Annotated in this window: 20 protein-coding genes; 14 read left to right on the top strand and 6 right to left on the bottom strand. The window is 46.3% G+C overall.

Annotated elements, in window-relative coordinates; translation table 11 throughout:
• Position 1: 1 nt before the first annotated feature.
• Positions 2-1,027, bottom strand: a complete 1,026-nt coding sequence (locus LIX84_RS12800) for an ABC transporter permease subunit (protein ID WP_226421453.1) — start codon at positions 1,025-1,027, stop codon at positions 2-4.
• Positions 1,028-1,847: 820 nt separating this feature from the next.
• Here LIX84_RS12800 and LIX84_RS12795 point away from each other — a divergent pair.
• The 13 genes from LIX84_RS12795 (at position 1,848) to LIX84_RS12735 (ending at position 17,700) form a co-directional block, all read left to right on the top strand.
• On the top strand, positions 1,848-4,448 hold the full coding sequence (locus LIX84_RS12795) for a TonB-dependent receptor plug domain-containing protein (RefSeq protein ID WP_006741813.1): 2,601 nt from the start codon (positions 1,848-1,850) through the stop codon (positions 4,446-4,448).
• 65 nt (positions 4,449-4,513) lie between these two features.
• A complete protein-coding gene (locus tag LIX84_RS12790) occupies positions 4,514-5,278 on the top strand; it encodes a DUF3450 domain-containing protein (protein WP_226421452.1) in 765 nt (254 codons plus the stop codon).
• Between the two features lie 3 nt (positions 5,279-5,281).
• Positions 5,282-6,643 carry a MotA/TolQ/ExbB proton channel family protein gene (locus LIX84_RS12785; protein WP_005394940.1) on the top strand — a complete coding sequence of 454 codons (1,362 nt, stop codon included), beginning with the start codon at positions 5,282-5,284 and terminating at the stop codon, positions 6,641-6,643.
• A 9-nt stretch (positions 6,644-6,652) separates the two neighbouring features.
• Entirely contained in the window at positions 6,653-7,180 is a 528-nt protein-coding gene (locus tag LIX84_RS12780) for a MotA/TolQ/ExbB proton channel family protein (RefSeq protein ID WP_005379363.1), read from the top strand.
• 25 nt (positions 7,181-7,205) lie between these two features.
• A complete protein-coding gene (locus LIX84_RS12775; RefSeq protein ID WP_005379359.1) occupies positions 7,206-7,613 on the top strand; it encodes an ExbD/TolR family protein in 408 nt (135 codons plus the stop codon).
• 4 nt (positions 7,614-7,617) lie between these two features.
• The gene (locus LIX84_RS12770) at positions 7,618-8,250 is read left to right on the top strand and encodes an energy transducer TonB (protein ID WP_006741809.1); all 633 of its coding nucleotides are present in this window, start codon (positions 7,618-7,620) and stop codon (positions 8,248-8,250) included.
• A gap of 9 nt (positions 8,251-8,259) precedes the next feature.
• On the top strand, positions 8,260-9,483 hold the full coding sequence (locus LIX84_RS12765; RefSeq protein ID WP_047009404.1) for a tetratricopeptide repeat protein: 1,224 nt from the start codon (positions 8,260-8,262) through the stop codon (positions 9,481-9,483).
• Between the two features lie 285 nt (positions 9,484-9,768).
• A complete protein-coding gene (gmk, locus tag LIX84_RS12760; RefSeq protein ID WP_005394946.1) occupies positions 9,769-10,392 on the top strand; it encodes a guanylate kinase in 624 nt (207 codons plus the stop codon).
• A gap of 181 nt (positions 10,393-10,573) precedes the next feature.
• Complete coding sequence (gene rpoZ, locus LIX84_RS12755; RefSeq protein ID WP_005379346.1) at positions 10,574-10,846, top strand: DNA-directed RNA polymerase subunit omega; 273 nt, start codon at positions 10,574-10,576, stop codon at positions 10,844-10,846.
• Positions 10,847-10,885: 39 nt separating this feature from the next.
• Positions 10,886-13,006 (top strand): bifunctional GTP diphosphokinase/guanosine-3',5'-bis pyrophosphate 3'-pyrophosphohydrolase, encoded by a 2,121-nt coding sequence (gene spoT, locus LIX84_RS12750; protein ID WP_005394948.1) that lies wholly within the window; start codon positions 10,886-10,888, stop codon positions 13,004-13,006.
• 52 nt (positions 13,007-13,058) lie between these two features.
• Complete coding sequence (gene trmH / locus LIX84_RS12745; RefSeq protein ID WP_226421451.1) at positions 13,059-13,742, top strand: tRNA (guanosine(18)-2'-O)-methyltransferase TrmH; 684 nt, start codon at positions 13,059-13,061, stop codon at positions 13,740-13,742.
• A 253-nt stretch (positions 13,743-13,995) separates the two neighbouring features.
• Entirely contained in the window at positions 13,996-16,077 is a 2,082-nt protein-coding gene (gene recG / locus LIX84_RS12740) for an ATP-dependent DNA helicase RecG (protein ID WP_226421450.1), read from the top strand.
• A gap of 234 nt (positions 16,078-16,311) precedes the next feature.
• A complete protein-coding gene (locus LIX84_RS12735; protein ID WP_046874138.1) occupies positions 16,312-17,700 on the top strand; it encodes a uracil-xanthine permease family protein in 1,389 nt (462 codons plus the stop codon).
• Positions 17,701-17,773: 73 nt separating this feature from the next.
• Here LIX84_RS12735 and envZ read toward each other — a convergent pair whose 3' ends face one another.
• The 5 genes from envZ to LIX84_RS12710 all read right to left on the bottom strand — a co-directional run bounded on the left by envZ (position 17,774) and on the right by LIX84_RS12710 (position 23,008).
• Positions 17,774-19,066 carry a two-component system sensor histidine kinase EnvZ gene (gene envZ / locus LIX84_RS12730; protein WP_047009400.1) on the bottom strand — a complete coding sequence of 431 codons (1,293 nt, stop codon included), beginning with the start codon at positions 19,064-19,066 and terminating at the stop codon, positions 17,774-17,776.
• Positions 19,067-19,168: 102 nt separating this feature from the next.
• Positions 19,169-19,888 carry an osmolarity response regulator transcription factor OmpR gene (gene ompR, locus LIX84_RS12725; RefSeq protein WP_005394960.1) on the bottom strand — a complete coding sequence of 240 codons (720 nt, stop codon included), beginning with the start codon at positions 19,886-19,888 and terminating at the stop codon, positions 19,169-19,171.
• Positions 19,889-20,017: 129 nt separating this feature from the next.
• On the bottom strand, positions 20,018-20,413 hold the full coding sequence (locus LIX84_RS12720) for a DUF1090 domain-containing protein (RefSeq protein WP_005394961.1): 396 nt from the start codon (positions 20,411-20,413) through the stop codon (positions 20,018-20,020).
• A gap of 105 nt (positions 20,414-20,518) precedes the next feature.
• A complete protein-coding gene (gene greB, locus LIX84_RS12715; RefSeq protein WP_005394962.1) occupies positions 20,519-21,010 on the bottom strand; it encodes a transcription elongation factor GreB in 492 nt (163 codons plus the stop codon).
• A gap of 117 nt (positions 21,011-21,127) precedes the next feature.
• Positions 21,128-23,008 carry an ATP-dependent zinc protease family protein gene (locus LIX84_RS12710; RefSeq protein WP_104971142.1) on the bottom strand — a complete coding sequence of 627 codons (1,881 nt, stop codon included), beginning with the start codon at positions 23,006-23,008 and terminating at the stop codon, positions 21,128-21,130.
• Between the two features lie 229 nt (positions 23,009-23,237).
• Between LIX84_RS12710 and LIX84_RS12705 the strand changes: the two genes are divergently transcribed.
• The gene (locus tag LIX84_RS12705) at positions 23,238-25,559 is read left to right on the top strand and encodes a Tex family protein (RefSeq protein WP_226421449.1); all 2,322 of its coding nucleotides are present in this window, start codon (positions 23,238-23,240) and stop codon (positions 25,557-25,559) included.
• The last annotated feature ends 101 nt before the right edge of the window (positions 25,560-25,660 follow it).

Genomic DNA, 25,660 nt, shown 5'->3' with positions numbered 1-25,660 from the left:
GTTACGCTCCAAACTTCACACGTGGGTCGACTAAAGCAACACAAATATCTGAAATAATGTTACCAATGAGCAGCAACAGCGCATTAATGGCGACAATACCCATAACAACAGGGTAATCACGCTCCATGATTGATTCGTAACCCAATAAACCAATGCCATCAATATTGAAGATAACTTCAATCAGGAAGGCACCAGTCATGAAGAACAACAAAGAGTTACCAAAGTGACTCGCGATTGGGATTAAGCTGTTACGCAACGCGTGCTTACGAACCGCCTTTTGGAAAGGTAAGCCCTTCGCGATAGCTGTACGGATATAGTCTGAAGAAAGGTTTTCCATCAGGTTGTTTTTCATCGTCATTGTCAGTGTTGCAAAGTCGCCAATGAGGTAACAGATTAAAGGCAACACCGCGTGCCACATGATGTCCTTGGCGCGTTCAAAGAAAGTTTCGTAATCGTCGAAGTCATCGCCGACAAAGCCTCCCATCGGAAACCATTCCAAGTGATAACTAAATAGCGTGATGAGCAATACACCCACCACATAGCCAGGCAATGCATAGCCCACAAAGATGAGTATTGAAGAAGCGGAATCAAACACAGAGCCGTGCTTGAGCGCCTTGTAATAACCAAGAGGGATCGAGATAAAATAACTGATAAAAAAGGTCATGCCGCCATAAAATAACGACACAGGTAAACGCTCTGCAATCATGTCAGAGACAGGTTCGTAGTAACGTGTTGACTCACCAAGGTCTAGCACGACCAAGCGACTTAGCCACTCCACATACGCTTCTGTCACTGGCTTATCCAGACCGTAAAACGCATTTAGCTCAGCGATTTGATCATCAGAAAGGGCGGTATTGCCACCAGCAGACGTCATTGATGCGGCACCATCCCCTTGAGACTGCATTTGTGACAACATGCGTTCAACAGGTCCGCCCGGCACGAAACGAGTGATAGCAAAGATAAGAATAGTTATCCCGAGAAACGTTGGTATCACCAACGCCAAACGGCGTAAAAAGTACGACAGCATATACAACTTGCTCCTTGTCTACTGTCCAGTTCAGGCGGAGTGAAAGAGGAAGTTCCCCGCCCAAAGTGGTGCATATTTATCTCGTAGTAACTAAAACTGTTGAAACACACTCCCTGCGTTTCAAGAACCAGACTTTTCTACTACTGCAATAATTTCAGCGTCATATTTATCTTGAATCCACATCAGCTTCAAGTGTTTGAAACCAAAACATGACAAACTTCCTCCGAAGTCGAAAAACAGAAATGTTTTTGTAAAAAATTATAAAAAACCACAAAAATAATTCACACAGAATATCAATCTAGGCTGTTTAGAGCCAAAACCCTACATAAAAATGCAAATACATGGAATAAATAGACATATCCACCACATGTATATTTGACCTAAAAATACGAGTGAGCCCTTTTACAGCAATGGGTATCATATTTTGATACCACCCTATAAGTTCGAGTCACCAAAGTATGGATTCGATATAAAACTCATCTCAGAACAATTCACTGGAAAAATATCTTTTTTCAGATTCAATTACCCACTAAAAAACCATAGGCAAGATAAGTCATTAAAGTTTATAAGAAACACAAAATACGGTGTTTTATTGAAATTTGATGTCGCCTTGGTAAGGCTATTTAGTTTTTTATTCCGCGTTTTAAACCGACCCTGGTTATTTACATCTTTTTTACATTTAAGCATCCCCGTTTACCACTGGTTTGACTTCCTTTTTTCATCTCGGTTATACATTGGCCGAACGTTAACGAAATATTAACGTCACAATTGGCCGCTATGCGGCCAGACATAGGAAATAATAATAATCGGAGCAACAAGGATGTATAAAAACACAACCGCTTTATCTGTTGCGATAAGCCTTGCGTTGGGGACAGCAGCAGTCGTAGCCCCAGCAACAGCACTGGCAGAAGAGCAACAAGTTGAAAAACTTCAAAAGATGAAAGTTACTGGTTCGCGTATCTCCACGACGGATATGGAAGGTCCTTCACCAGTTACTGTTATTAATAGTAAAGATATTGAATCTAAAGGTTTTAACAGCGCGCAAGACGTGTTGAACAGTTTGACTCAAAACACCGGTGGTGTAATGGCTCAAACGAACTCTTTCTCATTCACACCTGCAGCACAGTCAGTCAACTTACGTGGTCTTGGCGCTTCACGCACATTGATTCTTATCGATGGTCGTCGCCTTCCTCAATACCCACTGGCTCAAGATGGCACATCTAACTTCCAAGACATTGGTCAAATCCCTGTTGCCGCTATCGAGCGTGTTGAAGTAATGACTGATTCAGGTTCCGCTATCTACGGCTCCGACGCGATCGGCGGTGTCGTAAACTTCATTTTAAAGAAAGACTTTGATGGCGTTTCTGTAAAAGTACGTGCGGGTGACGCAACAGATGGTGGCTACCAAAATGGCCGTTTAGACGTTGTTGCAGGTAAAGATTTTGACGATAAACGTATTCTCTTCGTTGGCCAATTTGCGGGCAACGAAATGCTTAAACAATCTGACCGAGATGATTGGGCTGGCGATGACGGTTCAAGCCGTTCTCAGCTAAGTGGTTACTCTAGCTACGGTGCAAACTTTGAAGGCGCAAACGGAACACTTCTAACACCCGCTGATGCTGGTTCTTCATGTAAAGAAGTCGTTGGTGATGCCGCTATTGAACGAGCGGATGGCAAGTGTGGTGTTAACCGCTCTGCATACCGAACGTTGAAACCAGAGAACAAACAAGTAGACCTGCTTTTACGCGGTGAAATGGACATTAACGACAATGTTACTGCCATGGCAGAAGCCCGTTTTGGCTACAAATCTACAGAATCTGAATTCGAACCTAACCCTTACAGTGTCGAAGTTGATGCCACTCACTTCCGCGGCGAAGGTGAATACACTCGCCGTATGGTCGAATTTGGCCCACGCGAAAGTAACACTGAAGCCGATTCTTTTGGCTTAACCTTAGGCTTGAACGGCCTGCTTGCTGATACGTATGATTGGGACCTATCAGCTGGTTACTCAGAGCAAAGCGTTGAAACAAGCAACCCAGCAATCTACCTAACTCTTGATCAAGCCGTACAAAATGGCGATGTCGATCTTCTAGGGCCTATCTCTCAAGACGTTGTAAACAAATACAGCGGCACATCAAGCAAAGAAGCCTACTCAAAGCTTTACTCTGTTAACGGCTCACTGGCCGGTGATTTGGTTGAACTGCCTGCTGGTATGTCTGGCGTTGCTGTTTATGGTGAATGGAACCGTACTGACTACAATGAAACGATTGATGCGACAACAGCAGCTGGTGGTTTCTCTGGTCTAGGCGGAACATCAGGTGGCGGTGACCGTGATCAGATTGGTCTTGGTGTCGAAGCCCTAATTCCTATCATTGAAGATTTGGAAATGAGAGTCGCTGGTCGTTATGACCACTACTTCGACGACTCGGCAACAGGCGGAGCCTTCACTCCTAAAGTAGCACTAGCATACCGTCCTACTGACACTCTATTGCTTCGTGGTAGCTACGGTCTAGGTTTCCGAGCTCCTGACTTGAAACGACTATTTGGCGATCAAACTCGAGGCTTTGGTTCTGGTTTTGACCCTGTGCTTTGTGCCAACGCTGGTGGTAGCGGCCCACAAGATAAAGATAAGTACCCAGAGTGTGATACTCAATACTTCGATACGCTTAACGGCCCTAACTCTGAGCTGAAAGAAGAAACAAGTACAAACATTAACTTGGGTCTAGCGTGGGAACCTGTGGATGACCTTGGCGTAACCGTTGACTGGTACCACATCAAGATGGAAGACGTCGTAACAGCACCAACTTACCAAGACGTAATTAACGATCCAGGTAAATACCCAGGCACAGAAGTAGTTCGTAATACAGACGGTACAATCAAGTCCGTATCTTACGGCCCAGTCAACCAGTCATATGAAGAGCGCTCTGGTGTTGACCTTGCTGTGAAATATGCTTACGACACTAATGAGTTCGGTTCATTCAATACGCGCGTAGCTGTAACTAAGATCTTGATTGCTGAATATCAAGAAAACGACAGTGAGCCAGTAACGGATGAAAGAGATTTCATGCCTGAATACACCGCAACGTTAAACCTTGGCTGGGCATACGAAGATGTCGCTATCAACCTATTTGGTAAATACCGTGACCGTATGTGTTCAAGCTATGCGAACCGTTACTACTTTGATGACTGTGACTCTGCTAAGAAAGCTGGTTACAAAGCAGAAATCGCGAGCATGACAACATGGAACCTAACGGCTTCTTACCAATTCAACGAGAGTGGTCGTGTAACTCTTGGTGCTATCAACATGTTTGACAAGGTACCGCCTGCCGATCCTCTAAATGATACCTCTCCATTCTATGCAACTGGATATGACGATCCAATCGGCCGTCAGCTTTACATCGAGGCATCATACGACTTCTAAAAAATATTTGGCGCGGGTTTTCCGCGCCCTTTTCGACTGACTAAAACACTGACAAGGATGCAACCATGAAATTCAAGGAATTTGGTCTCAGTGCCATAGCTGCAGCATTGCTTACTATCAGTAGTAGCTCTGTAGCGGCCAACTCTGGTGCTGTCGTTTCCACACAAGCAAAAGCAAATCAATCTTCAGAAGCTTCGCAACAAAAAATCGACAACTATGCCGAAAGCACTGAAGGCATGTTGGCAGAATACAAAGGCTTACTTCGTCAAATCGACAGTATGAAAGTCTACAACGAGCAAATTAACCGTATGGTTCAATCGCAGCAAGGCGAGTTGGACTCATTAAATAACCAAATTTCTCAAATCGATCAAACGGCAACAGAAGTGGTGCCACTTACATTAAAAATGATCGATGCACTCGACGAATTTGTGACTCTCGATCTGCCTTTCCAGAAAAAAGAGCGTAATAAGCGAGTTCAAGAACTGCGTCGTCTCATGGATCGCGCCGACGTAACAACTTCAGAGAAATTCCGTAAAGTGATGGAAGCGTACCAAATTGAAGAAGGCTTCTCTCGCTCAATCGAATCTTACAAAGCTAGCCTAGACCGAAATGGTGAAACCGTGACTTACGATTTCCTACGTATTGGTCGCACAGCACTTCTATTCCAATCTCCAGACGGTGGTGAGACAGGTATGTGGAACCAACAAACACGTCAGTGGGAAACATTACCGGAAAGCTACCGTATCGCGGTACAGCAAGGCCTTCGTATCGCGAAGAAGCAAGCGCCACCAGCGCTAATCAAACTGCCTGTATTTGCTGGGGAGGAATAAGAGATGAAAGGATTCAAAACTCTAGCCGCTGGCCTACTAGCGAGCTTATTTATGGTTTCTGGCGTACAAGCAGAAGCGCCTAAAAACTTATCTGAACTACTTAAAAACGTAAAATCAGAAAGCATCGTTGAGTCGAAAGAGAACAAAGCCCGTGAAGCTGAGTTCAAGAACAATCGCGATAAGCAAGCGGCATTATTGCAACAAGCTCGCGAAGAGTTAGCTGCGCAGCAAGCACTGGGCGATCAACTTAAAGCAACATTTGATGAAAACGATAAGCAGCTAACTGAACTAACAGAAACCCTACGTGTTCGCTCTGGTACTTTGGGCGAAATGTTTGGTGTGGTCCGCCAGTATGCGGGAGAGTTTAAGGGCTTATTTGCAGCCTCTCAAAACGCTGTTCAGTTCCCAGAGCGTGACGCTCTACTAACGAAACTGGCTGAAAGTAAAGAACTGCCGTCAACACAAGAGCTAGAAGCTTTCTGGCATACCATTCTTCAACAAGTGGTTGCTTCTGGCGAGACAGCAACAACCCAAGCAACGGTTGTTTATGGCGAAGGTAAAGAAGCGGTTCGCGATGTCACTCTTGTCGGTGAATTTAACGCGATTGCCGATGGTAAGTACGTCACTTATGTACCTCAAACAGGTAAGTTCGAAGAACTCTCTCGACAGCCTCGCACCAATATTACACGTCATGTTGCAGGCTTTGAATCAGCGTCAAACAGCTATGAACCACTGTTTATTGACCCATCCCGTGGTGTCATTTTGTCTCTACTTGTGCAAAGTCCTACCGTTCAAGAACGTATTGATCAAGGTGGCATCGTAGGCTACGTCATTCTAGGTATGGGTGCAGTTGGCGCTATCATTGCTCTAATTTGCTTCCTACGTCTTCAAGTGATTGGCGGCAAAATGCGTAAGCAAGCGAAATCAGAAACCGTGATTCCTGGCAACCCATTGGGTGAAGTTATCCAAGCTTACCAAGAGCACAAAGGTGACAACCTTGAAGATCTGGAAGCGAAGCTGGACGAAATCATTCTACGTAATGCTCCAAGCATTGAGCGCTTCATCAGCTCAATCAAGCTTTTTGCTTCTGTAGCTCCTCTACTTGGCCTACTGGGTACGGTAATGGGTATGATCGGCACATTCCAAGCCATTACTCTGTTCGGTACCGGCGATCCTAAACTGATGGCTGGCGGTATTTCTGAAGCTCTTGTTACCACTATGCTAGGTCTGGTTGTCGCAATTCCATTGCTGTTCCTTTACACCATCGTACACAGCAAAGGTCGTCGTTTGGTTCAAACTCTTGAAGAACAGAGTGCAGGCTTCATCGCTCGCTATCAGGAAAAACTGCATAAAGCCGAAAGCTAAGGAGGCGTTATGTGGTGGTTAGTTGGAGAACTTGAATCAATTAGGCGCTTCTTGGGAATGGGTGGCGATGTACTCGTCGCCATCTTCATCCTCAGCTTTATGCTGTGGGCAGTATTGTTAGAACGTTGGTTCTATTTTGCTGCCGTCGCTCCAAAAGCCATGAAAAAAGCCGTTGGCTCATGGCAAGGGCGCTCAGAGCATCAAAGTTGGAACGCTAAGATGATCCGACAAGAAATCGTTTCTCGTCAGGACATTGAGAATAAAAAGGGACTACCAATCGTGAAAGTATTGATTGCACTTTGTCCCCTACTGGGTCTACTCGGCACCGTTGTCGGCATGATCCAAGTATTCGACATCTTAGCGGTAACAGGAACAGGAAGCCCTCGAGCAATGGCCTCGGGGATCTCAAAGGCAACAATCCCAACTTTAGCCGGGATGGTGGCTTCTCTATCAGGACTGTTCTTTAGTTCACGTCTTGATCATTTAGCCAAAGTCACAACGCAAAAGCTGGAAGATAAGCTAAAGCATATTGCCTGAGTAAATGGAATTAGAGGTATAGGTCATGAAAAGACGCTATAGCAGTGATAGCAGTGATGAAACCGCTATCGATATGACACCGATGCTCGACATCGTATTTATCATGTTGATCTTCTTTATCGTAACAACATCGTTCGTAAAAGAAGCAGGTCTGGAAGTAAACCGTCCGACGGCAAGCTCAGCGCAAACCGTTAAGAAAGGTAACATCATGGTCGCAGTTGGTGCGGCGGGTGATGTTTGGGTTGATAAACGCCGCATCGAAGTGGACGCGGTTCGCGCGAATATTGAACGTCTTCGTGCAGAAAGTCCTGATGGCGCAGTTGTTATCCAAGCCGACACTGAAGCAAATGCTGGCGTAGTCGTGAAGGTTATGGACCAGATCAAAATGGCAGGTGTAGAAAGCATCTCCATTGCCGCAACCAATAAGGATTAAGCTTATGCGGTATCTGGCCTCAATTGCACTGGCGCTCATTGTCTCCCTCGGGTTGTTCTGGGGGATGGACAAGCTAGTAAACAAAGAGCGCCACGAGTTAGTGTCGAATGATGACCTGCGTATGGTCGAGTTTATTCGCATTAAACCAGAAGAAAAAATACAGGAGAAAAAACGCGAACTTCCAAAACCACCACCACCTAAGCGTCCGCCGCCGCCGCCAGAAATGAAAGTGACAGCGACAGTAAAACCGGTGATGGAGCAGACCCCAATGGATATGCCAAAACTTGACCTACCCGTAAATGTTACAGGTGGCTCGGTGCTTGGACATTATAGCCAGGGTGGAGGTGCACAATTAGCGGGTAGCGGAGGTCCGACCCCTCTTGCAACATTCCAGCCTCAAATGCCTAGAAAGGCTGCGAAAGCAGGAATTGAAAAAGGGGTTGTCTTACTAGAGTTTACTGTAAATGCACGTGGTGCCGTAGAGGACATCAAAGTTCTTAAAGAGCAACCACGACGCTTAGGCCTCGGTCGAGCGGCAAGAAAAACAGTCTCTAAATGGACATTTAAACCAAAATTGGTTGACGGGAAACCTGTTAGCTCGCGCCTATCGCAAGAAATAGAGTTCTCAACCAATTAAGGAGTCACGATGAAAAGTTTATGGAAAAGCAAAGTGGCTTCTTTAATTCTCTTCGCAGGAGTGGCATTTGCCGCTCCTACGATGGCAAAAGAAGCTCCTCAGTTATCAGATCGGACATTTCGAACCGTCAACAAAGTGCAAGAGTTGATCGCAACTGAAAAATATTCAGCAGCGAAAGAAAAATTAGCAAGCGCTTTAGAAAGCACAAGTTCGAAAAAATACGACCGAGCAGTTTTACTTCAGCAAACGGGCTTTTTGTATTCGCTACAAGACAATTATGTGCAAGCCGCGAAATACTTTGCCGAAGCATTAAAGCTCGATGCGCTTCCCGTTCCAGTCGCTCAACAAGTTCGCTACAGCTTGGCTCAGCTTTACCTAGCTGAAGAGAAGTACACGTTGTCTGTGAAAACGATGAAAGAATGGTTCAAAGTTGCAGAAACAACCAAAGAGAAGCCTCAAGCTCATGCTTATATCACGTTAGCAAGCGCTTATGTCCAGTTGGAAGATTACAGAAATGCAATCCCACCAACCAAAAAAGCAATTGCGATGAGCAAGAGCCCAAGTGAGTCTTGGTACTTAATTCTCGTTGCCTCTCACTACGAGTTAGGCCAGCTGAAAAGCGTTGCCAGTGTGCTTAAAACCCTTACTTCAAAGTACCCTCAGAAAAAGCGTTACTGGATGCAACTTTCTGGCGTTTATATGGAGTTGGGTCAAGAGCAAAACTCTTTAGCAACCTTAGAAATGGTTTACAAAATGGGGAAACTGGAAGGAGAGAAAGAGTACTTACGTTTTGTAAACTTCTTAGCTTACCAAGGTATTCCATATAAAGCGGCCAAAACTCTTGAGAAGGAGATGGCATCTGGAAACATTGAAAAGACGAAGGAAAACTATGATCGCTTGGCCAGCTTCTGGCAGCAAGCTAAAGAGCTAGATAAATCGATTCTCGCTTATAAAAAGTCATATAACATCGCTCCTTCTGCTAAAACGCAAATTCAGATTGCTCGCTTAATGGTACAAGACAAGCAGTATTCTGAAGCGACTCGCTTTGTAGAAAACGCAGCATCGAATGCCTCTAAAGAGCAAAAGGCAGAACTTGAATACATTCGCGGAATGGCCTATTTCGAGCTTAAGCAGCCACAAAAGGCCTTACAGGCAATGAAAGGCGCGGCTCAATCGCCAAAATTTAGGTCTACCGTTAGCCCTTGGATAAATTTCCTAGAATCCCAAGGATAATTTGAAGATTAAGTGTGAGTCAGTCGCACGCCTGGGGAAGTGAAAGCTTCCCCTTTTTTCGTTTGTTTTTGCGCATGCGAGCTCTTTTCAACATTTAAGTAAGACGAAAAGATCAACTGGTAACAAAATAGAGATCATGATACTCTTCGCCTCCATTTTTCTGGCGGGATTATCACCAATATCCATCCCTTTGGTGGTTGATTTATCATTGCCAGTGCTATCGTTATAAGAATGTCGGACTTTCCTTCGGCACTCAATCAATCCAATCAAAAGTGGAACAGTACAATGGGCAAAGGTACTCTCTATATCGTATCTGCACCTAGCGGCGCAGGTAAATCTAGCTTGATCTCAGCGATGTTGGAACGCAATCCAACCTACGCAATGAAAGTGTCTGTGTCTCATACCACGCGTAACATGCGACCTGGTGAAGAAAATGGTGTCCACTACCATTTTGTAGCGAAAGATGAGTTTGAAGCCCTGATCGCTAAAGGTGATTTCCTAGAATACGCTGAAGTGTTTGGTAATTATTACGGCACCTCTCGTGTGTGGATTGAAGAAACGCTAAATAAAGGTATCGACGTTTTTCTAGATATCGACTGGCAAGGCGCACGCCAAATCCGTGAGCAAATGCCAGAAGCCAAAAGCATCTTCATTCTGCCACCATCAAACGGTGAACTAGAGCGTCGCTTGAACACTCGTGGTCAAGATAGCGATGAAGTGATCGCAAAACGTATGGCTGAAGCCAAGTCAGAAATCTCTCATTACAGCGAATACGACTACGTGATCGTAAACGACGATTTTGATACCGCTTTGATGGACTTTAAAGCCATCTTGCGTGCAGAGAGATTGAAGGAAGAAAAGCAAGCTGCTAAATATAAAGGTATGCTTGACGCGTTGTTAGCAGAGTAACTTCAAAAAAGTCACGCTGTAAAACATAAAGAATTTTTCGTTTTTTGCTCAGTGCGAAAAACACAATAAACTACCTGAGAAAGTCCACAAACGGTGGCTTGTCTAATTGCTAGTAAATAAAGTAGTTAGGTTGTATACTTTCTCGTCATTCTAAAATTTTAGTTAACTATTTGGAGTCCTCATGGCACGCGTAACTGTTCAAGACGCTGTTGAAAAAGTTGGCAACCGTTTCGACCTAGTACTGATTGCGGCTCGCCGCGCTCGTCAAATGCAAACTGGCGGTAAAGATGCACTAGTGCCAGAAGAGAACGATAAGCCAACGGTTATCGCTCTACGCGAAATCGAAGAAGGTTTAATTACTAAAGAAGTTCTAGACGCTCGTGAACGTCAAGAACAGCAAGAGCAAGAAGCGGCAGAGCTAGCGGCAGTAAGCAGCATCGCTCACAACCGTTAATTCTGACTTTAGAATTCAACAACCTCCCGGGCCTATAATTTGTATCTATTCGATAGCCTCAAAGACGTTGCCCAAGAATACCTAACAGAGCCTCAGATTGAGGCTCTGCGTCAATCTTATGTGGTAGCGAGAGATGCCCATGAAGGGCAAACCCGCTCTAGCGGTGAACCATACATCATCCACCCTGTCGCTGTGGCTCGTATCTTGGCCGAAATGCGCCTTGATATCGAAACCCTCCAAGCTGCTTTGCTGCATGACGTCATCGAAGACTGTGATGTAACTAAAGAAGATCTCGAAGAGAAATTCGGCAACACTGTCGCAGAATTGGTTGATGGTGTATCTAAACTGGACAAACTCAAATTCCGCGATAGGAAAGAGGCTCAGGCTGAGAACTTTCGTAAGATGGTTCTGGCCATGGTGCAAGATATCCGCGTCATTCTGATCAAACTGGCTGACCGCACGCACAACATGCGTACGCTTGGCGCGCTTCGACCAGATAAAAAGCGTCGTATTGCTCGTGAAACGTTAGAGATTTACGCGCCACTCGCTCATCGTCTTGGTATTCACAATATCAAAACCGAACTCGAAGAGCTGGGCTTTGAAGCGCTATATCCCAACCGCTACCGCGTACTAAAAGAAGTGGTAAAAGCGGCACGCGGCAATCGTAAAGAGATGATCCAACGCATCCACAGCGAAATAGAAGGCCGTCTGCAAGATTTCGGCTTGAATGCTCGCGTCGTTGGTCGTGAGAAAAACCTGTTCTCTATCTATAACAAGATGAAAACCAAAGAACAGCGCTTTCACACCATCATGGATATCTATGCGTTCCGAGTCGTTGTTGATACCGCTGATACTTGTTATCGCGTTTTAGGCCAAGTACACAGCTTGTATAAGCCACGTCCTGGTCGCATGAAAGATTACATCGCAGTACCAAAGGCGAACGGCTATCAATCGCTACACACTTCCATGGTTGGCCCACACGGCGTACCTGTTGAAGTTCAGATCCGTACTGAAGATATGGATCAAATGGCGGACAAAGGTGTCGCGGCACACTGGTCTTACAAAGACAAAGGCGACAAGTCTGGCACCACTGCGCAAGTGAAAGCTCAGCGTTGGATGCAAAGCCTGTTAGAGCTACAACAAAGCGCGGGTAACTCATTCGAATTCATTGAAAACGTAAAATCCGATCTTTTCCCAGATGAGATTTACGTCTTCACACCAAAAGGTCGTATCGTTGAATTGCCTTTAGGCGCAACGGCTGTCGACTTTGCCTATGCCGTACATACCGATGTAGGCAACTCTTGTGTTGGTGCTCGTGTTGACCGTAACCCTTACCCATTGAGTAAGGCATTGAAAAACGGTCAGACGGTGGAAATTATCAGTGCCCCTGGTGCGCGTCCGAATGCGGCATGGCTGAACTATGTCGTGACTTCTCGTGCCCGCACTAAGATTCGTCAAGTACTGAAAACGATGCGTCGTGAAGAGTCGATTACTTTAGGTCGTCGCCTACTTAATCATGCACTTGGCCGCCACTCGATTGATTCAATTTATCCAGAAAATATCCAAGAAGTCTTGAATGATCTTCGCCTAGAAAGCATCGATGATTTATTGGCAGCTATTGGATTGGGTGAGTTGATGAGCATTGTGATCGCACGTCGTCTCCTTGGTGATACCGAAGAGCTCACGACAACAAGCTCAATCCCAACGGACTCGAAGAAGAAGCTTCCGATTCGTGGCGCAGAAGGCTTATTGCTGACGTTTGCAAATTGTTGTCATCCAATCCCAGATGATCACATTATTGCTCACGTATCGCCTGGTCGTGGTTTGGTTGTTCACCGAGAAACATGTCCGAACGTTCGTGGTTATCAGAAAGAGCCAGACCGTTATATGGCTGTCGCTTGGTCTGACGACTACGATAAAGAGTTCATTGCTGAACTTAAAGTCGACATGCTTAACAACCAAGGTGCTCTTGCAGAACTGACCAACGTGATCTCGAAAACAGGGTCAAACATTCATGGTCTTTCAACGGAAGAACGTGATGGTCGTTTATACACTGTGACAGTGCTGCTGACGACGAAAGATCGTGTTCACCTTGCTGGTATCATGCGTAAGATTAAGGCAATGCCTCAAGCAACCCGAGTCAGACGCAGAAAGAACTAACCTCTATCGCCACCTACTCTGTTAGGTGGCGATTTTTTATACCTCAATAAATATGAACCTAGAACGTTACAACCGTATTCACCAAGTCCTAAAAACTCGCCAAACTGATCTAACACTTTGTCTCGAAGAAGTACATAAGCCAAACAACGTCTCTGCCGTGATCCGCACCGCTGACGCGACAGGCTTACACAAAGTTCACGCAATTTGGCCAGACAAAATGCGTACGCTGAGCCATACCTCAGCAGGCGCGCGTAACTGGGTTGAAGTGGATACTCACGATTCGATTGAAACTGCGATTACCGAACTCAAAGCGCAAGGTATGCAGGTTTTGGTGACCAATCTTTCGGACATCGCCGTCGATTTTCGCGAAATCGACTACACCAAACCAACGGCAATCATTTTAGGCAGCGAAAAGGTTGGCGCTTCGGAGCAAGCCAAACAGCTTGCCGATCAAGACATTATTATCCCAATGGTGGGCATGGTGCAGTCACTCAACGTATCGGTTGCCAGTGCCGTAATTTTGTATGAAGCGCAACGTCAACGTGAAGCCGCAGGCATGTACGACCGAGAAGAAAGCGCTCTGCCTAAAGAGACAATCAACCGTATTCTCTTTGAACGTGGTCACCCTGTTCTGGCAAAAGTCGCGAAACGAAAAGGGCTCGTTTACCCACCACTCGATGAAGAAGGTCAAATCATCGCCGATGACGCGTGGTGGCAAGAGATGCAAAGCAAGTAACAGACTTTCGTCATCCTGAACAGCGGCGAAGGGGCGTGATTCAAGATCTAATTCTGGAGTATACAGATGCTGGTAGTGTTAACTTCAGCGACATACTTGTTGGAAATAGAATCCTGATGTCGCTAAAGCTCCTCGGAATGATAGGTTATCAGTCAAATCATGACACTAACTAAAGCATGACTATTTTTTCCTGTACAAAAACACAGCTCCATGGTTAACATACTGCTATGTTAACCATTTTCTTGAGCCCTCTATGTCCGCCCAAATGTTATCTGCCGTCCCATTAACCTCTCTTTCTGGAGTTGGCGCGAAAGTCGCAGAAAAACTCGCCAAAGTTGGCTTACATAGCGTTCAAGATTTGCTGTTTCATCTTCCACTGCGCTACGAAGATCGTACCCGTATTTATCCTATTGCTAAACTGCATGCTGGCCTTTGGGCGGCCGTGCAAGGCAAGGTCATGGCAGTCGATACCATCTTCGGTAAGCGCAAAATGTTAACGGTAAAAATCAGCGACGGTAATGGCACTATCACGCTGCGCTTTTTCAACTTTACCGCGGCCATGAAGAACAATTTCACACAAGGTAAGTTAGTACATGCTTACGGTGAAATTAAGCGCGGTGGCATGGGCTTGGAAATTGTTCATCCTGACTACAAGTTTTACGTCAGCGATCAAAAGCCCGATGTAGAACAGAGCTTAACCCCTGTTTATCCCACTACAGATGGTTTACGCCAAATCACATTGCGCAACCTTACCGAACAAGCTTTAGCGCTGCTTGATAAAACCGCAGTGCAGGAATTACTTCCAGCCGGGCTGTATAACCATCAAATCACGATGTCGCAAGCGCTGCACACCATTCATCGCCCACCACCAACCATTAATTTAGATGAGTTTGACGAAGGCAAACATCCTGCTCAAATCCGCTTGATCATGGAAGAGTTGCTCGCACAAAACTTATCGATGCTGGCGGTGCGTAGCAAAGGCCAGAAGGATTCAGCGTTACCTCTCGGTCCTTGTAATAAATTAAAAACACAGCTTTTAGCCCAACTGCCTTTCTCTCCTACGAACGCTCAAACCCGAGTAGTACAAGAGATTGAAACCGATTTAGAAAAACCCCACCCAATGATGCGCCTAGTGCAAGGTGATGTTGGTTCGGGGAAGACGTTGGTTGCCGCTTTGGCCGCCGTTCGTGCCATTGAGCACGGCTATCAGGTGGCACTCATGGCACCAACCGAACTATTGGCTGAGCAACACGCGATCAACTTCGCCAACTGGTTTGAAACAATGGGCATTCAAGTCGGTTGGTTAGCGGGCAAACTCAAAGGTAAAGCAAAGGAAGCCGAGCTGGCTCGCATTGCCAGTGGTGAAGCGCAAATGGTAGTGGGTACTCACGCGCTATTCCAAGAGCACGTCGAATTTCATCACCTTGCTTTGGTCATCATTGATGAACAGCACCGCTTCGGTGTCCATCAGCGATTAGAATTACGTGAAAAAGGTGCAAAGCAAGGCGCCTACCCACATCAGTTGATCATGACGGCAACGCCTATTCCTCGCACCTTAGCGATGACCGCTTACGCCGACCTGGAAACTTCCGTGATTGACGAACTGCCACCGGGTCGAACGCCGATTCAAACCGTTGCCATTCCAGATACAAAACGTGACGACATCGTCGAGCGTGTCCGAAATGCCTGCTTAAACGAAGGCAAGCAGGCATATTGGGTGTGTACCCTGATTGATGAGTCGGAAGTATTAGAAGCGCAAGCCGCGGCAGATACCGCTGAAGAACTTCAACGTAAGCTACCGGACGTAAAAATTGGTCTAGTACACGGCCGAATGAAGCCGGCAGAGAAACAAGCGGTGATGCAAGATTTCAAAGACAATAAACTGCATTTGCTGGTCGCAACGACGGTTATTGAAGTTGGCGTGGATGTGCCAAACTCTAGCTTGATGATCATAGAAAACCCTGAACGTCTTGGTTTGGCACAATTACACCAGTTGAGAGGTCGCGTGGGCCGAGGTTCCGTTGCTAGCCATTGTGTGCTGCTGTACCACTCCCCACTGTCGAAAACCGCGCAAAAACGTCTGGGAGTACTACGTGAAAGTAACGATGGCTTCGTCATCGCACAGAAAGACTTAGAGATTCGTGGTCCGGGCGAACTCTTGGGTACAAAGCAGACTGGTCTTGCTGATTTCAAAATTGCAGACTTAGTTCGAGATCAACGCCTGATTCCCGAAGTTCAGCGTATTGCGCGTCATATTCATGACAATTACCCGACTAACGCAACAGCGATTATCGATCGCTGGTTGGGTGAGCGGGATATTTACTCCAAAGCGTAATAATTGAAAGCGAGCCAAATGGCTCGTTTTTTAATACGCTAAAAACCAAAGCAATCGTTTGCTTTTTAGATAAATCTCTCTATAATCGCGCACAAATTTTTTAAGTGTGTTGAATCACACTCCACCAACCTGAGTTGACTCTGATTAACAGCAATCACAGGTAACGACGTCAACTCCACCCTGCTCTCCCACTCAGCGAGATCTGGGAATATATTGCGACTAGCGAGACAAACAATGACAACTTCAAACCGATCTTCGGAACTGGTCTATCAACTCAATGATCGACCACCTTTGCCTCAAACCATTTTTGCCGCACTTCAGCACTTATTGGCGATGTTCGTCGCGGTTATCACTCCGTCACTGATCATCTGTCAGTCTTTGGGTGTACCAGCAGACCAAACGAATACCATCATCAGCATGTCTTTATTTGCGTCAGGCGTGTCTTCGTTTATTCAAATTCGCACCTTTGGCCCAATTGGCTCTGGTTTACTCTCTGTTCAAGGCACCAGCTTTAACTTTTTAGGTCCTATTATTGGTGCAGGCCTATCGCTGAAAGCAGGTGGAGCAGACATCAGCACCATGATGGCAGCCATTTTTGGTACGATTTTAGTGGCATCATTTGCAGAGATTTTCCTATCTCGCGTATTAGAGCATGCCCGTCGCATTATCACTCCGCTCGTTTCAGGCATTGTCGTCACTCTTATCGGTCTCACACTGATTCAGGTCGGCTTAGTATCAATGGGCGGTGGCTACGCAGCATTAAATGAAGGCACATTCGGCAGCTTAGACAAACTTGCGCTCGCTGGAACGGTACTTGGCTTAATTGTGATATTAAACCGCTCGAAAAACCCATACATCCGTGTGGCTTCGATTGTGATTGCGATGCTGGTAGGCTACATCATGGCGTATTTTATGGGAATGGTAGATACTTCTCAGCTAGGCACAACCGAGATCGTAGCACTGCCCGTACCAATGCAATATGGCTTATCGTTTGACTGGTCTCTGTTCATTCCGCTGGTGCTGATTTTCTTTATTACCGCACTAGAAGCCATCGGCGATATTACCGCCACATCCGAAGTGTCTGGCGAGCCAGTCAAAGGCCCTGTGTACATGAAACGCATTAAAGGTGGTGTGTTAGCAGACGGCTTAAACTCTGCAATCGCAGCCGTGTTTAACAGTTTCCCGAACTCCACCTTTAGCCAGAATAACGGCATCATCATGCTAACAGGGGTTGCGAGCCGTTACGTGGGTTACTTTATTTCTGGCATGTTAGTAATTCTTGGCTTGTTTCCTGGTGTCGCTAGCTTTGTTCAGCTGATTCCTGAGCCAGTACTTGGCGGCGCAACGATTGTCATGTTTGGTACGATTGCTGCCGCTGGTGTGCGTATTATCTCTCGTGTTGAGCTCGATCGCCGCGCAATTCTGATCATGGCCTTATCCTTCTCAATGGGGCTTGGTATCGCGCAAAAACCAGAGATTCTGCAATTCATGCCAGAATTTATTAAGAGTATTTTCTCCACTGGCGTTGCTGCAGGTGGTATCACAGCGATCATTTTAAACCTACTTCTGCCAGAGAAACTGGAAGACGAAGATGAACTTCCTCAAGAAGTGAAAGAGTCTTAATAAGATTGTAGAGAAAAGCAAAGCCCAACCTGTTTAGGTTGGGCTTTTTGTTTTAAATGGTACAGTCACCGACTTACTTGGTAGGAAAGCTGATTTGAGCGATTAAACCGCCTTCACTGCGATTACGCATCACCACAGAGCCTGAGTGCTGGCTGATTATACGCTTCACTATCGCCAGCCCAAGCCCTGTACCTTCACTGCCACGAGCTGTATCACCACGCGTAAAGGGTTCAAATAATTTTGCGATTTGAGAATGCTCGATACCCGGTCCGTTGTCTTCTACCGATATCCACACTAGCTGCTTATCTGCCGTCACACCGGTACTGATTTTGACCCAGCCATTGCCGTAACGCAGTGCATTGACAACTAAATTACTGATCGCCCGTTTAATCGCAATGGCGCTTCCTTTGGCTGGTGGAAGGTTAGGATTAAGATCCGTTTCAATTTCAGCCTCATAACCACCTTCCGAACTGGCGACATCACTGGCAATAGTACTGATATCCACAGGTTCAAACGATTCTTTGTTCACCGGTTTGAGGTAGTCCATAAACTGACTAATGATCTCATTACATTCTTCCGTATCGCTAATGATCCCTTCAGCAAGGTAGCTGTCCTCGGGAGACATCATTTCTGTCGCTAAGCGAATGCGCGTCAGCGGTGTTCGCAAGTCATGGCTAATCCCCGCCATTAATAGGGCGCGATCTTCTTCGAGCTCCTGAATGCCTTTGGACATTTGATTAAACGCTCGGGTTACAGAGCGAATCTCCGATGCGCCTTTTTCTGCCAACGGTGGCGGGATTTCACCTCGACCGACGTCTTTCGCGGCTCTCTCTAAAGCCAAAAGTGGGCGGTTTTGTAAACGAATAAACAACCAACCACCAGCAATGATCAGCAGCGCCATAATCAAGCTGTTACGAAATAGCGGTGCAAAATCTTCTTCTTGCAGCTCAGATAAAGGAATACGAATGATGGAGTTCGGCAACTTTTCGATGTGCATCCACAAGATGTAACTTTCATCGCCAAGCAATAAGCGCACTTCGGTGGGCGAACCTAGCTCTTGGCTCATTTCTTCAGACATCAAATCAATCGACATCGCGTGATGAAACTCAACCGCTTTATCGCTGTCGAGGCTGTGAACCGTCACCCCCAGCCTTTCTAATAATTGACGTCTCAGCGGTGCATCAGATTTTAATGGCCCTTCATCATCAAGCACCAAATTGAGCTCATGGGCGAGAATTTTATTGAACTGCTGCAAACTCGGCATCAACGCGTAGTTAAAAACGGCGTAGTAAGAGAAAACTTGGCTAGCGAGAAGCAAAGAGATGAACAGCAGAATAGATTGTGTCAGTGAACTTCGGATGCGCATGGAACGTTCCTGGTGGTCCTAATCGCGAAATTTCAGCCTTCGAAGGGAAGGACTTGAAGGCTGAAGTTGCTATAGCCAAGTGCTGGCTATTGAGTGAGGAGATTACACCTCTTTGCCATCTGGGACGAAAACGTAACCTAACCCCCACACGGTTTGAATGTAGCGTGGCTTGCTTGGATCGTCTTCTAACATGCGACGCAAACGTGAGATTTGCACATCAATAGAACGTTCCATCGCAGAATATTCACGGCCACGTGCCATGTTCATCAATTTGTCTCGTGACATCGGCTCTCGCGCATTCGTCACGAGCGCTTTCAGGACAGCAAACTCTCCTGAGGTCAGTGGCATTGCCTCGTCACCGCGGAACATCTCGCGTGTGCCTAGATTGAGTCGGAACTCACCAAACTCCACTACTTTTTCTTCGGTGCTTGGCGCACCCGGCAACTCTACGGTTTGACGGCGTAGTACGGCTTTAATGCGAGCGAGTAATTCACGTGGGTTAAATGGTTTTGGCAAATAATCATCCGCCCCCACTTCCAGACCCACAATGCGGTCCACTTCATCACCTTTCGCGGTGAGCATTAAGATTGGCAGCATGTTGTTCGCGTGGCGTAGACGACGACAAATCGACAAACCGTCTTCACCTGGCAACATTAGGTCTAGCACCATTAAATGAAAGTTTTCGCGCGTTAGTAGGCGATCCATCTGTTCACCATTGGCGACACTTCGGACCTGAAAACCTTGCTCAGAAAGGTAACGCTCCAATAGAGCACGTAAACGAGCATCGTCATCAACCACTAAAATTTTATGATTTTCTTGCATTGAAACATCCTTTCAGAAGCATCTATTGTCGAAAATGTATCACTGTTTTTCCTAACGTGCTCAAGCAAATTGTTACTCTTTTTATCTTAAGCGCTTTATTCTCTCTCTAGCAGGTATTTTCAGCACCTACTATTGACCATAATTCCATTCCAGTTCACGTTTGGCCTCAAGCAGCTCTTGCTGTGCCTCAGCCAATTTGTGACGTTTTTTCTCGATTTTGTCTGCTTTCCCTGAACGCTGCGCTTCCGCTAATTCTTGCTCACGCTCCTCAACGTCTCGCGCCTTTTCGTCCACTTCCGCTTGCAGTTCTTGACGCAGTTCACCTTCCGAACATTCATTCTGGATAGCGGTAAGTGCCTGTTCTAAGCCTTTAATTCGATGTTCATTACCTTGTGCTTTCGCATACTCAAGCTGCTGTTCTACCGCTAACTCTTTGGCGTCACAGCCTTTCACTTCATCTTGAGCAAAAACTGAGAGTGAGAATCCTATTGTTAGTGCAGCGCTACACATGACTGCTTTGTTCATTTTACTTCTCCGATAAAGGCACCATGCCTTTGTATCCAATAAGCTGACGTTGAGACTCAAGTCACTTCTAGTGAACTTCAAGAGACTTGAATCAGTGATAAAGCCTCAGTCTTCCAAGGCTGGTTTGTTGTATTCAATCGAGTTAATGAACCACTCTTTTTCACCTTCTGGGGTGCGTACCGTGAATTCTTCATCCACTTGCTTTTTCAACATCGCTCGCGCCATAGGTGAATCGATAGAGATGTAGTCTTTCGCATCTCCATAAATCTCTTCAGGCCCAACTATGCGGAACTTCTTCACCTCTCCTGCCTCATTTTCTATTTCAACCCAAGCACCAAAAAAGACTTTGCCTTCTTGCTGCGGAGAATAGTCAACGATCGTGACTTCAGGCAGAAACTTGCGAAGAAATCGAACACGACGATCGATCTGACGAAGCAGACGTTTGTTGAAGGTGTAATCCGCATTTTCTGAGCGATCGCCCAGGCTCGCCGCCCAAGTGACGATTTTGGTGATTTCAGGACGCTTTTCATTCCAAAGGTAATCATGCTCTTGTTTGAGTTTGTTATAACCTTCACGGGTAATCAGCTTAGTTTTCAAGTTAACTCCTATCTCAACTAAAAAATGCCGCTCTTGAGCAGCATTAAGGAGATGATATACCCAAAGCACTGGCTTCGTTCGGGCTTTGGGTATCAAGATAATAAGGCGGCCAGAGTGCTACTTTTCGTAATCTGGTTTTTGCGTCACGATGTAATTCGTATCACTCGAAACAACCGCGCCATGTTTTAGGAAGTTTTTACCTAAAATCATGCTGTAATGGAAGCGACCTCGGTCTTGCAAATTGACTCGGATCTTCTTCTCTAACTCGCCAAGCTTAACGTGCATTTCTACTACCGGCCGTTCGTTGGCCTTTTCTCCTTTTTTGGCCGTTATACGCATGACATCCACCACCTCACGGGTAAACGCCTTGGTCATGCCTAGATCGTTTTCATAAGTAAAGCTCACCATATCTTTACCGTCTTTTTGAAAGCGCTTGATGTCCTTGGCATTAATCGAGCTCACGTCAGCACCAGTGTCCAATTTAACAGGGAAAGACATCCCTTCCACTTCAGCCACTTCGATATGACCGGCTTTGAAAAGCGGTCTTGCATCTAGTAAATGGTCGGCGCGAGTATTCAGCAGCACACCGCCTTTGGCGATGTCATGACCAAAAACGAAAAATGGTTGCGTCTCGTCTTCATCTAGCACATCGAGTGCAAATTCCATTGATGTCTCTTTGCTACCGAAAAGGAAATCGCCATCAACAACGGGACGCACAGTGCTACCCACTTTGAGTTTTTTCACCACAGGCTTGGTAATTTTTTCTTCTTTACCCTCATCGTTCATTAAATAAAACGTGACAGATTCATCCTTACCTTTTTCTGTTACTTCAAAGCCATTTACACGCAGTAATGGCGTTTTCACCGTAAACGTGGGGTAAGCAGGAACGGTATAACCATCAATGGTGACTTGTTCTTCCGGTGAAATCACTAGGGGCTTTGACTTGAGTGCGCTCTTGAACGTTTTTTCAACACCGCCCAATAGGTTTTCTCTGTCGGTATCAATCACAAAGTGTTGGCTCGCGACATCCTGACCCAAGCGAATTTGTGAACTGAACTTACTGCGGTCACGCAAATAGACTAACCAACGTTGGGTTTCGTTTTCGTCAATTTTCACTGGTAAGTAGACCAACGGACGCTCGCTTTTGGTGGTTTTCAGCATGCGTACCAAAGGTAACGTCATTGGGTGGCGCTTGCCGTTTTCACCTTCTAGCGTGAAAGAAACTGCATTGTTCTTTTTATCAACCTTGATATCCAGTGCGTGAACGTTGGTGTAGCGGCTGGTGGTTGAGATGCTGATCTTGTATGGCACTCCCTCAACTTCAACCGTCTCTTTTTTGCCGATCATTTTTGCGCTTGGTTGCTCTTGAAGATAGTCGTAGCCAGCGAATACCCACGCATTGTTATCGAGATAGGTTTTACCAATCAAGATAGGAGAAGAGAATTGCGTGCGCTTGGTCAGGTTCACTTCTGTATCAACGGTGTGGCCTGCAATCGTCATCGGCATTTTTATCGTCGGGCGTAAAATAGGCTTTTTGCTTGTTCGACTACGAATGGCGCTCACTCGCTCTAGATCATCGGTAATCTGTATTTCTTTTCCTGTGTAAGGATGAGGAACCGTAAAGCTCACCTTCACTTGATATGGTTTAAAAGTATCGGCATCCCACTTCGCCTTCGTCCCACCTAAATCATCGACAATCGCCCACAACAACTCGTTGTCTTTCAAGTTCTGGTAGTCGGGATGAGAGCTACTGACATGGATGTTCTCTGCATGCATAGACGTGGTGTCAGCACCAGTATCAATCTTGCCAATAAATGGTACCGCTTTTAGCTCTGGAATATCACTGTAGTAAACGCTCTCCACTCGTCCAAGCACCAACTTGTCATCAAGCTGATATACAGGGTCTTGTGTGGTTGCTGATATGGATTGTGCCCAACTAAGCGGGGCGACAAGTAAGGCACTCGTAAGCGCTAACGCCAAAGACATTTTTTTCATCATGATTATCCGTATAAGCCGAGGTACATTTAGTTATATCAATAACCGTGGATATAGGTTAGTCGATAGTTGCGGATATAAGTTCTCAATTTAATTACAGTTTTGACACAAATCTGACTGATGTCCACCAGCGCCCGGTAAATTTTTGTCTCGTTAATTTAAAACATTGCAAATTCTTCGAACGACCCCAATGTTCTATACAACCCAAACCGAATTGAAAGAGAAAACACGGATGAGCCAAGCTATCTGTCGTATGATTGCTCAAGAACTGAATGTTCGCCCTGAGCAAGTCAACGCCGCTGTCACCCTAATTGATGACGGTAACACCGTCCCTTTTATTGCACGTTACCGCAAAGAGGTGACGAGTGGCCTTGATGATACCCAACTGCGTACTCTGGACAGCCGTCTGTCTTACCTTCGTGAAATGGATGATCGCCGTCAAACCATTCTCAAATCGATCCAAGAGCAAGGCAAACTGACGCCTGAGCTTGAGCAAGAAATTATTCAAGCCGATAGCAAGACTCGTCTTGAAGACCTTTACTTACCTTACAAACCTAAACGCCGCACTAAAGGCCAAATCGCCATTGAAGCCGGCCTAGAACCGCTAGCTGACATGCTGTGGAATCATCCGCAAACCGAGCCAGAAAGCGAAGCAAGCAAATATCTTGATGCCGACAAAGGCATCACAGATACCAAAGCCGCCCTAGACGGTGCCCGTGCGATCATCATGGAACGCATTGCTGAAGACGCAAACTTACTGGAAAAAATCCGTAACCACTTAAATCGTAATGCGGAACTTGTCTCACGAGTCGTTGAAGGAAAAGAGCAAGAAGGTGAGAAGTTCAAAGATTACTTCAATCACAACGAACCGCTGAGCAAAGTCCCTTCTCACCGTGCACTTGCGATGTTGCGCGGCCGCAATGAAGGCTTCCTGACTTTAGCCATGAACGCTGACCCAGAGCAGGAAGAAGGCGCTCGCCAATCTTACTGTGAAACCATCATTGCCGACCATTATGGCGTGACGTTAAGTAGCGCACCAGCAGATGCATGGCGCAAACAAGTGATCAGCTGGGCATGGCGTATCAAAGTATCGATGCACATGGAAACCGAGCTAATGGGCGCAATGAAAGAGCGTGCTGAAATTGAAGCGATTGAAGTATTTGCGACCAACCTAAAAGATTTGTTGATGGCGGCGCCGGCAGGCCCTCGTGCAACACTTGGTCTCGATCCTGGTCTGCGTACCGGTTCAAAAATCGCGGTTGTCGATTCCACGGGTAAAGTTCTGGCTACGGAAACCATCTACCCTCACCCTCCGCAAAAACAATACGACAAATCAGCGCAAATCGTTGACCAGTTAGTGCGTAAGTACAACGTGGATTTAATTGCGATTGGTAACGGCACGGCTTCTCGTGAAACCGATAGCTTTGTCGCAGACGTAATCAAACGCGGCAACCTAAAAGTTCAGAAAATCATCGTCAGCGAAGCAGGCGCATCAGTGTACTCGGCCTCTGAACTCGCAGCGAAAGAGTTCCCGAATATGGACGTATCACTGCGTGGTGCAGTGTCGATTGCGCGTCGTTTGCAAGATCCATTGGCTGAGCTCGTGAAAATCGATCCGAAATCGATCGGTGTGGGTCAATACCAGCACGATGTAAGCCAATCTATGTTGGCAAAACGCCTAGATGCGATTGTGGAAGACTGTGTAAACGCGGTTGGCGTTGATGTGAACACGGCTTCTGCCGCACTATTAACGCGCGTAGCAGGCTTATCAAGCACCATCGCGCAGAACATTGTCGACTTCCGCGACGAAAATGGCCGCTTCGAAGCACGTACGACGTTGAAGAAAGTACCTCGCTTGGGTCCTAAAGCGTTCGAACAGTGTGCTGGCTTCCTACGTATTATGGGCGGCAAGAACCCACTTGATGCTTCAGCGGTCCACCCGGAAGCGTACCCAGTAGTCAAAGCAATTGCTGAGAAAAACAGCAAAGACATCAAGGCACTGATTGGTGACTCAGCATTCCTCAAAGGCTTACACGCTGTGGACTATACCGATGAACACTTTGGTGTCCCAACGGTTACCGATATCATCAAAGAACTGGATAAACCGGGTCGTGACCCACGTCCTGAATTCAAGACCGCTACGTTTGCAGAAGGCGTAAATTCAGTTTCTGATCTAGAACCGGGCATGATCCTCGAAGGCGTGGTGTCGAACGTAGCCAACTTTGGTGCCTTCGTCGATATCGGCGTTCACCAAGATGGTCTGGTCCACATTTCTGCGCTGACTGACCGCTATGTTTCTGATCCACGTGAAGTCGTGAAAGCAGGTGACATCGTCAAAGTAAAAGTGATGGAAGTGGACGTACAGCGTAAGCGTATTGGTCTATCGATGCGTTTGAACGACGAGCCGGGTCAAGATAACCGTAGCCAACGCTCTTCAGCCGCGCCACGTCGTAATGACCAACCGCAACGTCGTCAGCCTCGCCGCGATGAGTCTTCATCGAACAGTGCAATGGGCGGTGCTTTTGCGGCGGCGTTTGCTAAAGCGAAAAAGTAATCTCGCCTAGGCTCACCGCTAACGAGCTTTCATAGCTAAAAAGAAAACGCTCCAATCAGTTCAATCTGCTTGGAGCGTTTTTGTTTGAGTAGGATATTGAG

Origin of the sequence: Vibrio sp. E14 (assembly GCF_020515785.1) — a bacterium.
GTDB lineage: Bacteria > Pseudomonadota > Gammaproteobacteria > Enterobacterales > Vibrionaceae > Vibrio > Vibrio diabolicus.
This window is presented reverse-complemented; position numbering and strand designations above follow the sequence as displayed.

Bases quoted from the DNA above. Each gene is read 5' to 3' on its own strand.
- LIX84_RS12800 (WP_226421453.1), bottom strand. From the start codon at position 1,027: ATGCTGTCGTACTTTTTACGCCGTTTGGCGTTGGTGATACCAACGTTT.
- LIX84_RS12795 (WP_006741813.1), top strand. From the start codon at position 1,848: ATGTATAAAAACACAACCGCTTTATCTGTTGCGATAAGCCTTGCGTTG.
- LIX84_RS12790 (WP_226421452.1), top strand. From the start codon at position 4,514: ATGAAATTCAAGGAATTTGGTCTCAGTGCCATAGCTGCAGCATTGCTT.
- LIX84_RS12785 (WP_005394940.1), top strand. From the start codon at position 5,282: ATGAAAGGATTCAAAACTCTAGCCGCTGGCCTACTAGCGAGCTTATTT.
- LIX84_RS12780 (WP_005379363.1), top strand. From the start codon at position 6,653: ATGTGGTGGTTAGTTGGAGAACTTGAATCAATTAGGCGCTTCTTGGGA.
- LIX84_RS12775 (WP_005379359.1), top strand. From the start codon at position 7,206: ATGAAAAGACGCTATAGCAGTGATAGCAGTGATGAAACCGCTATCGAT.
- LIX84_RS12770 (WP_006741809.1), top strand. From the start codon at position 7,618: ATGCGGTATCTGGCCTCAATTGCACTGGCGCTCATTGTCTCCCTCGGG.
- LIX84_RS12765 (WP_047009404.1), top strand. From the start codon at position 8,260: ATGAAAAGTTTATGGAAAAGCAAAGTGGCTTCTTTAATTCTCTTCGCA.
- gmk (WP_005394946.1), top strand. From the start codon at position 9,769: ATGGGCAAAGGTACTCTCTATATCGTATCTGCACCTAGCGGCGCAGGT.
- rpoZ (WP_005379346.1), top strand. From the start codon at position 10,574: ATGGCACGCGTAACTGTTCAAGACGCTGTTGAAAAAGTTGGCAACCGT.
- trmH (WP_226421451.1), top strand. From the start codon at position 13,059: ATGAACCTAGAACGTTACAACCGTATTCACCAAGTCCTAAAAACTCGC.
- recG (WP_226421450.1), top strand. From the start codon at position 13,996: ATGTCCGCCCAAATGTTATCTGCCGTCCCATTAACCTCTCTTTCTGGA.
- LIX84_RS12735 (WP_046874138.1), top strand. From the start codon at position 16,312: ATGACAACTTCAAACCGATCTTCGGAACTGGTCTATCAACTCAATGAT.
- envZ (WP_047009400.1), bottom strand. From the start codon at position 19,066: ATGCGCATCCGAAGTTCACTGACACAATCTATTCTGCTGTTCATCTCT.
- ompR (WP_005394960.1), bottom strand. From the start codon at position 19,888: ATGCAAGAAAATCATAAAATTTTAGTGGTTGATGACGATGCTCGTTTA.
- LIX84_RS12720 (WP_005394961.1), bottom strand. From the start codon at position 20,413: ATGAACAAAGCAGTCATGTGTAGCGCTGCACTAACAATAGGATTCTCA.
- LIX84_RS12710 (WP_104971142.1), bottom strand. From the start codon at position 23,008: ATGATGAAAAAAATGTCTTTGGCGTTAGCGCTTACGAGTGCCTTACTT.
- LIX84_RS12705 (WP_226421449.1), top strand. From the start codon at position 23,238: ATGAGCCAAGCTATCTGTCGTATGATTGCTCAAGAACTGAATGTTCGC.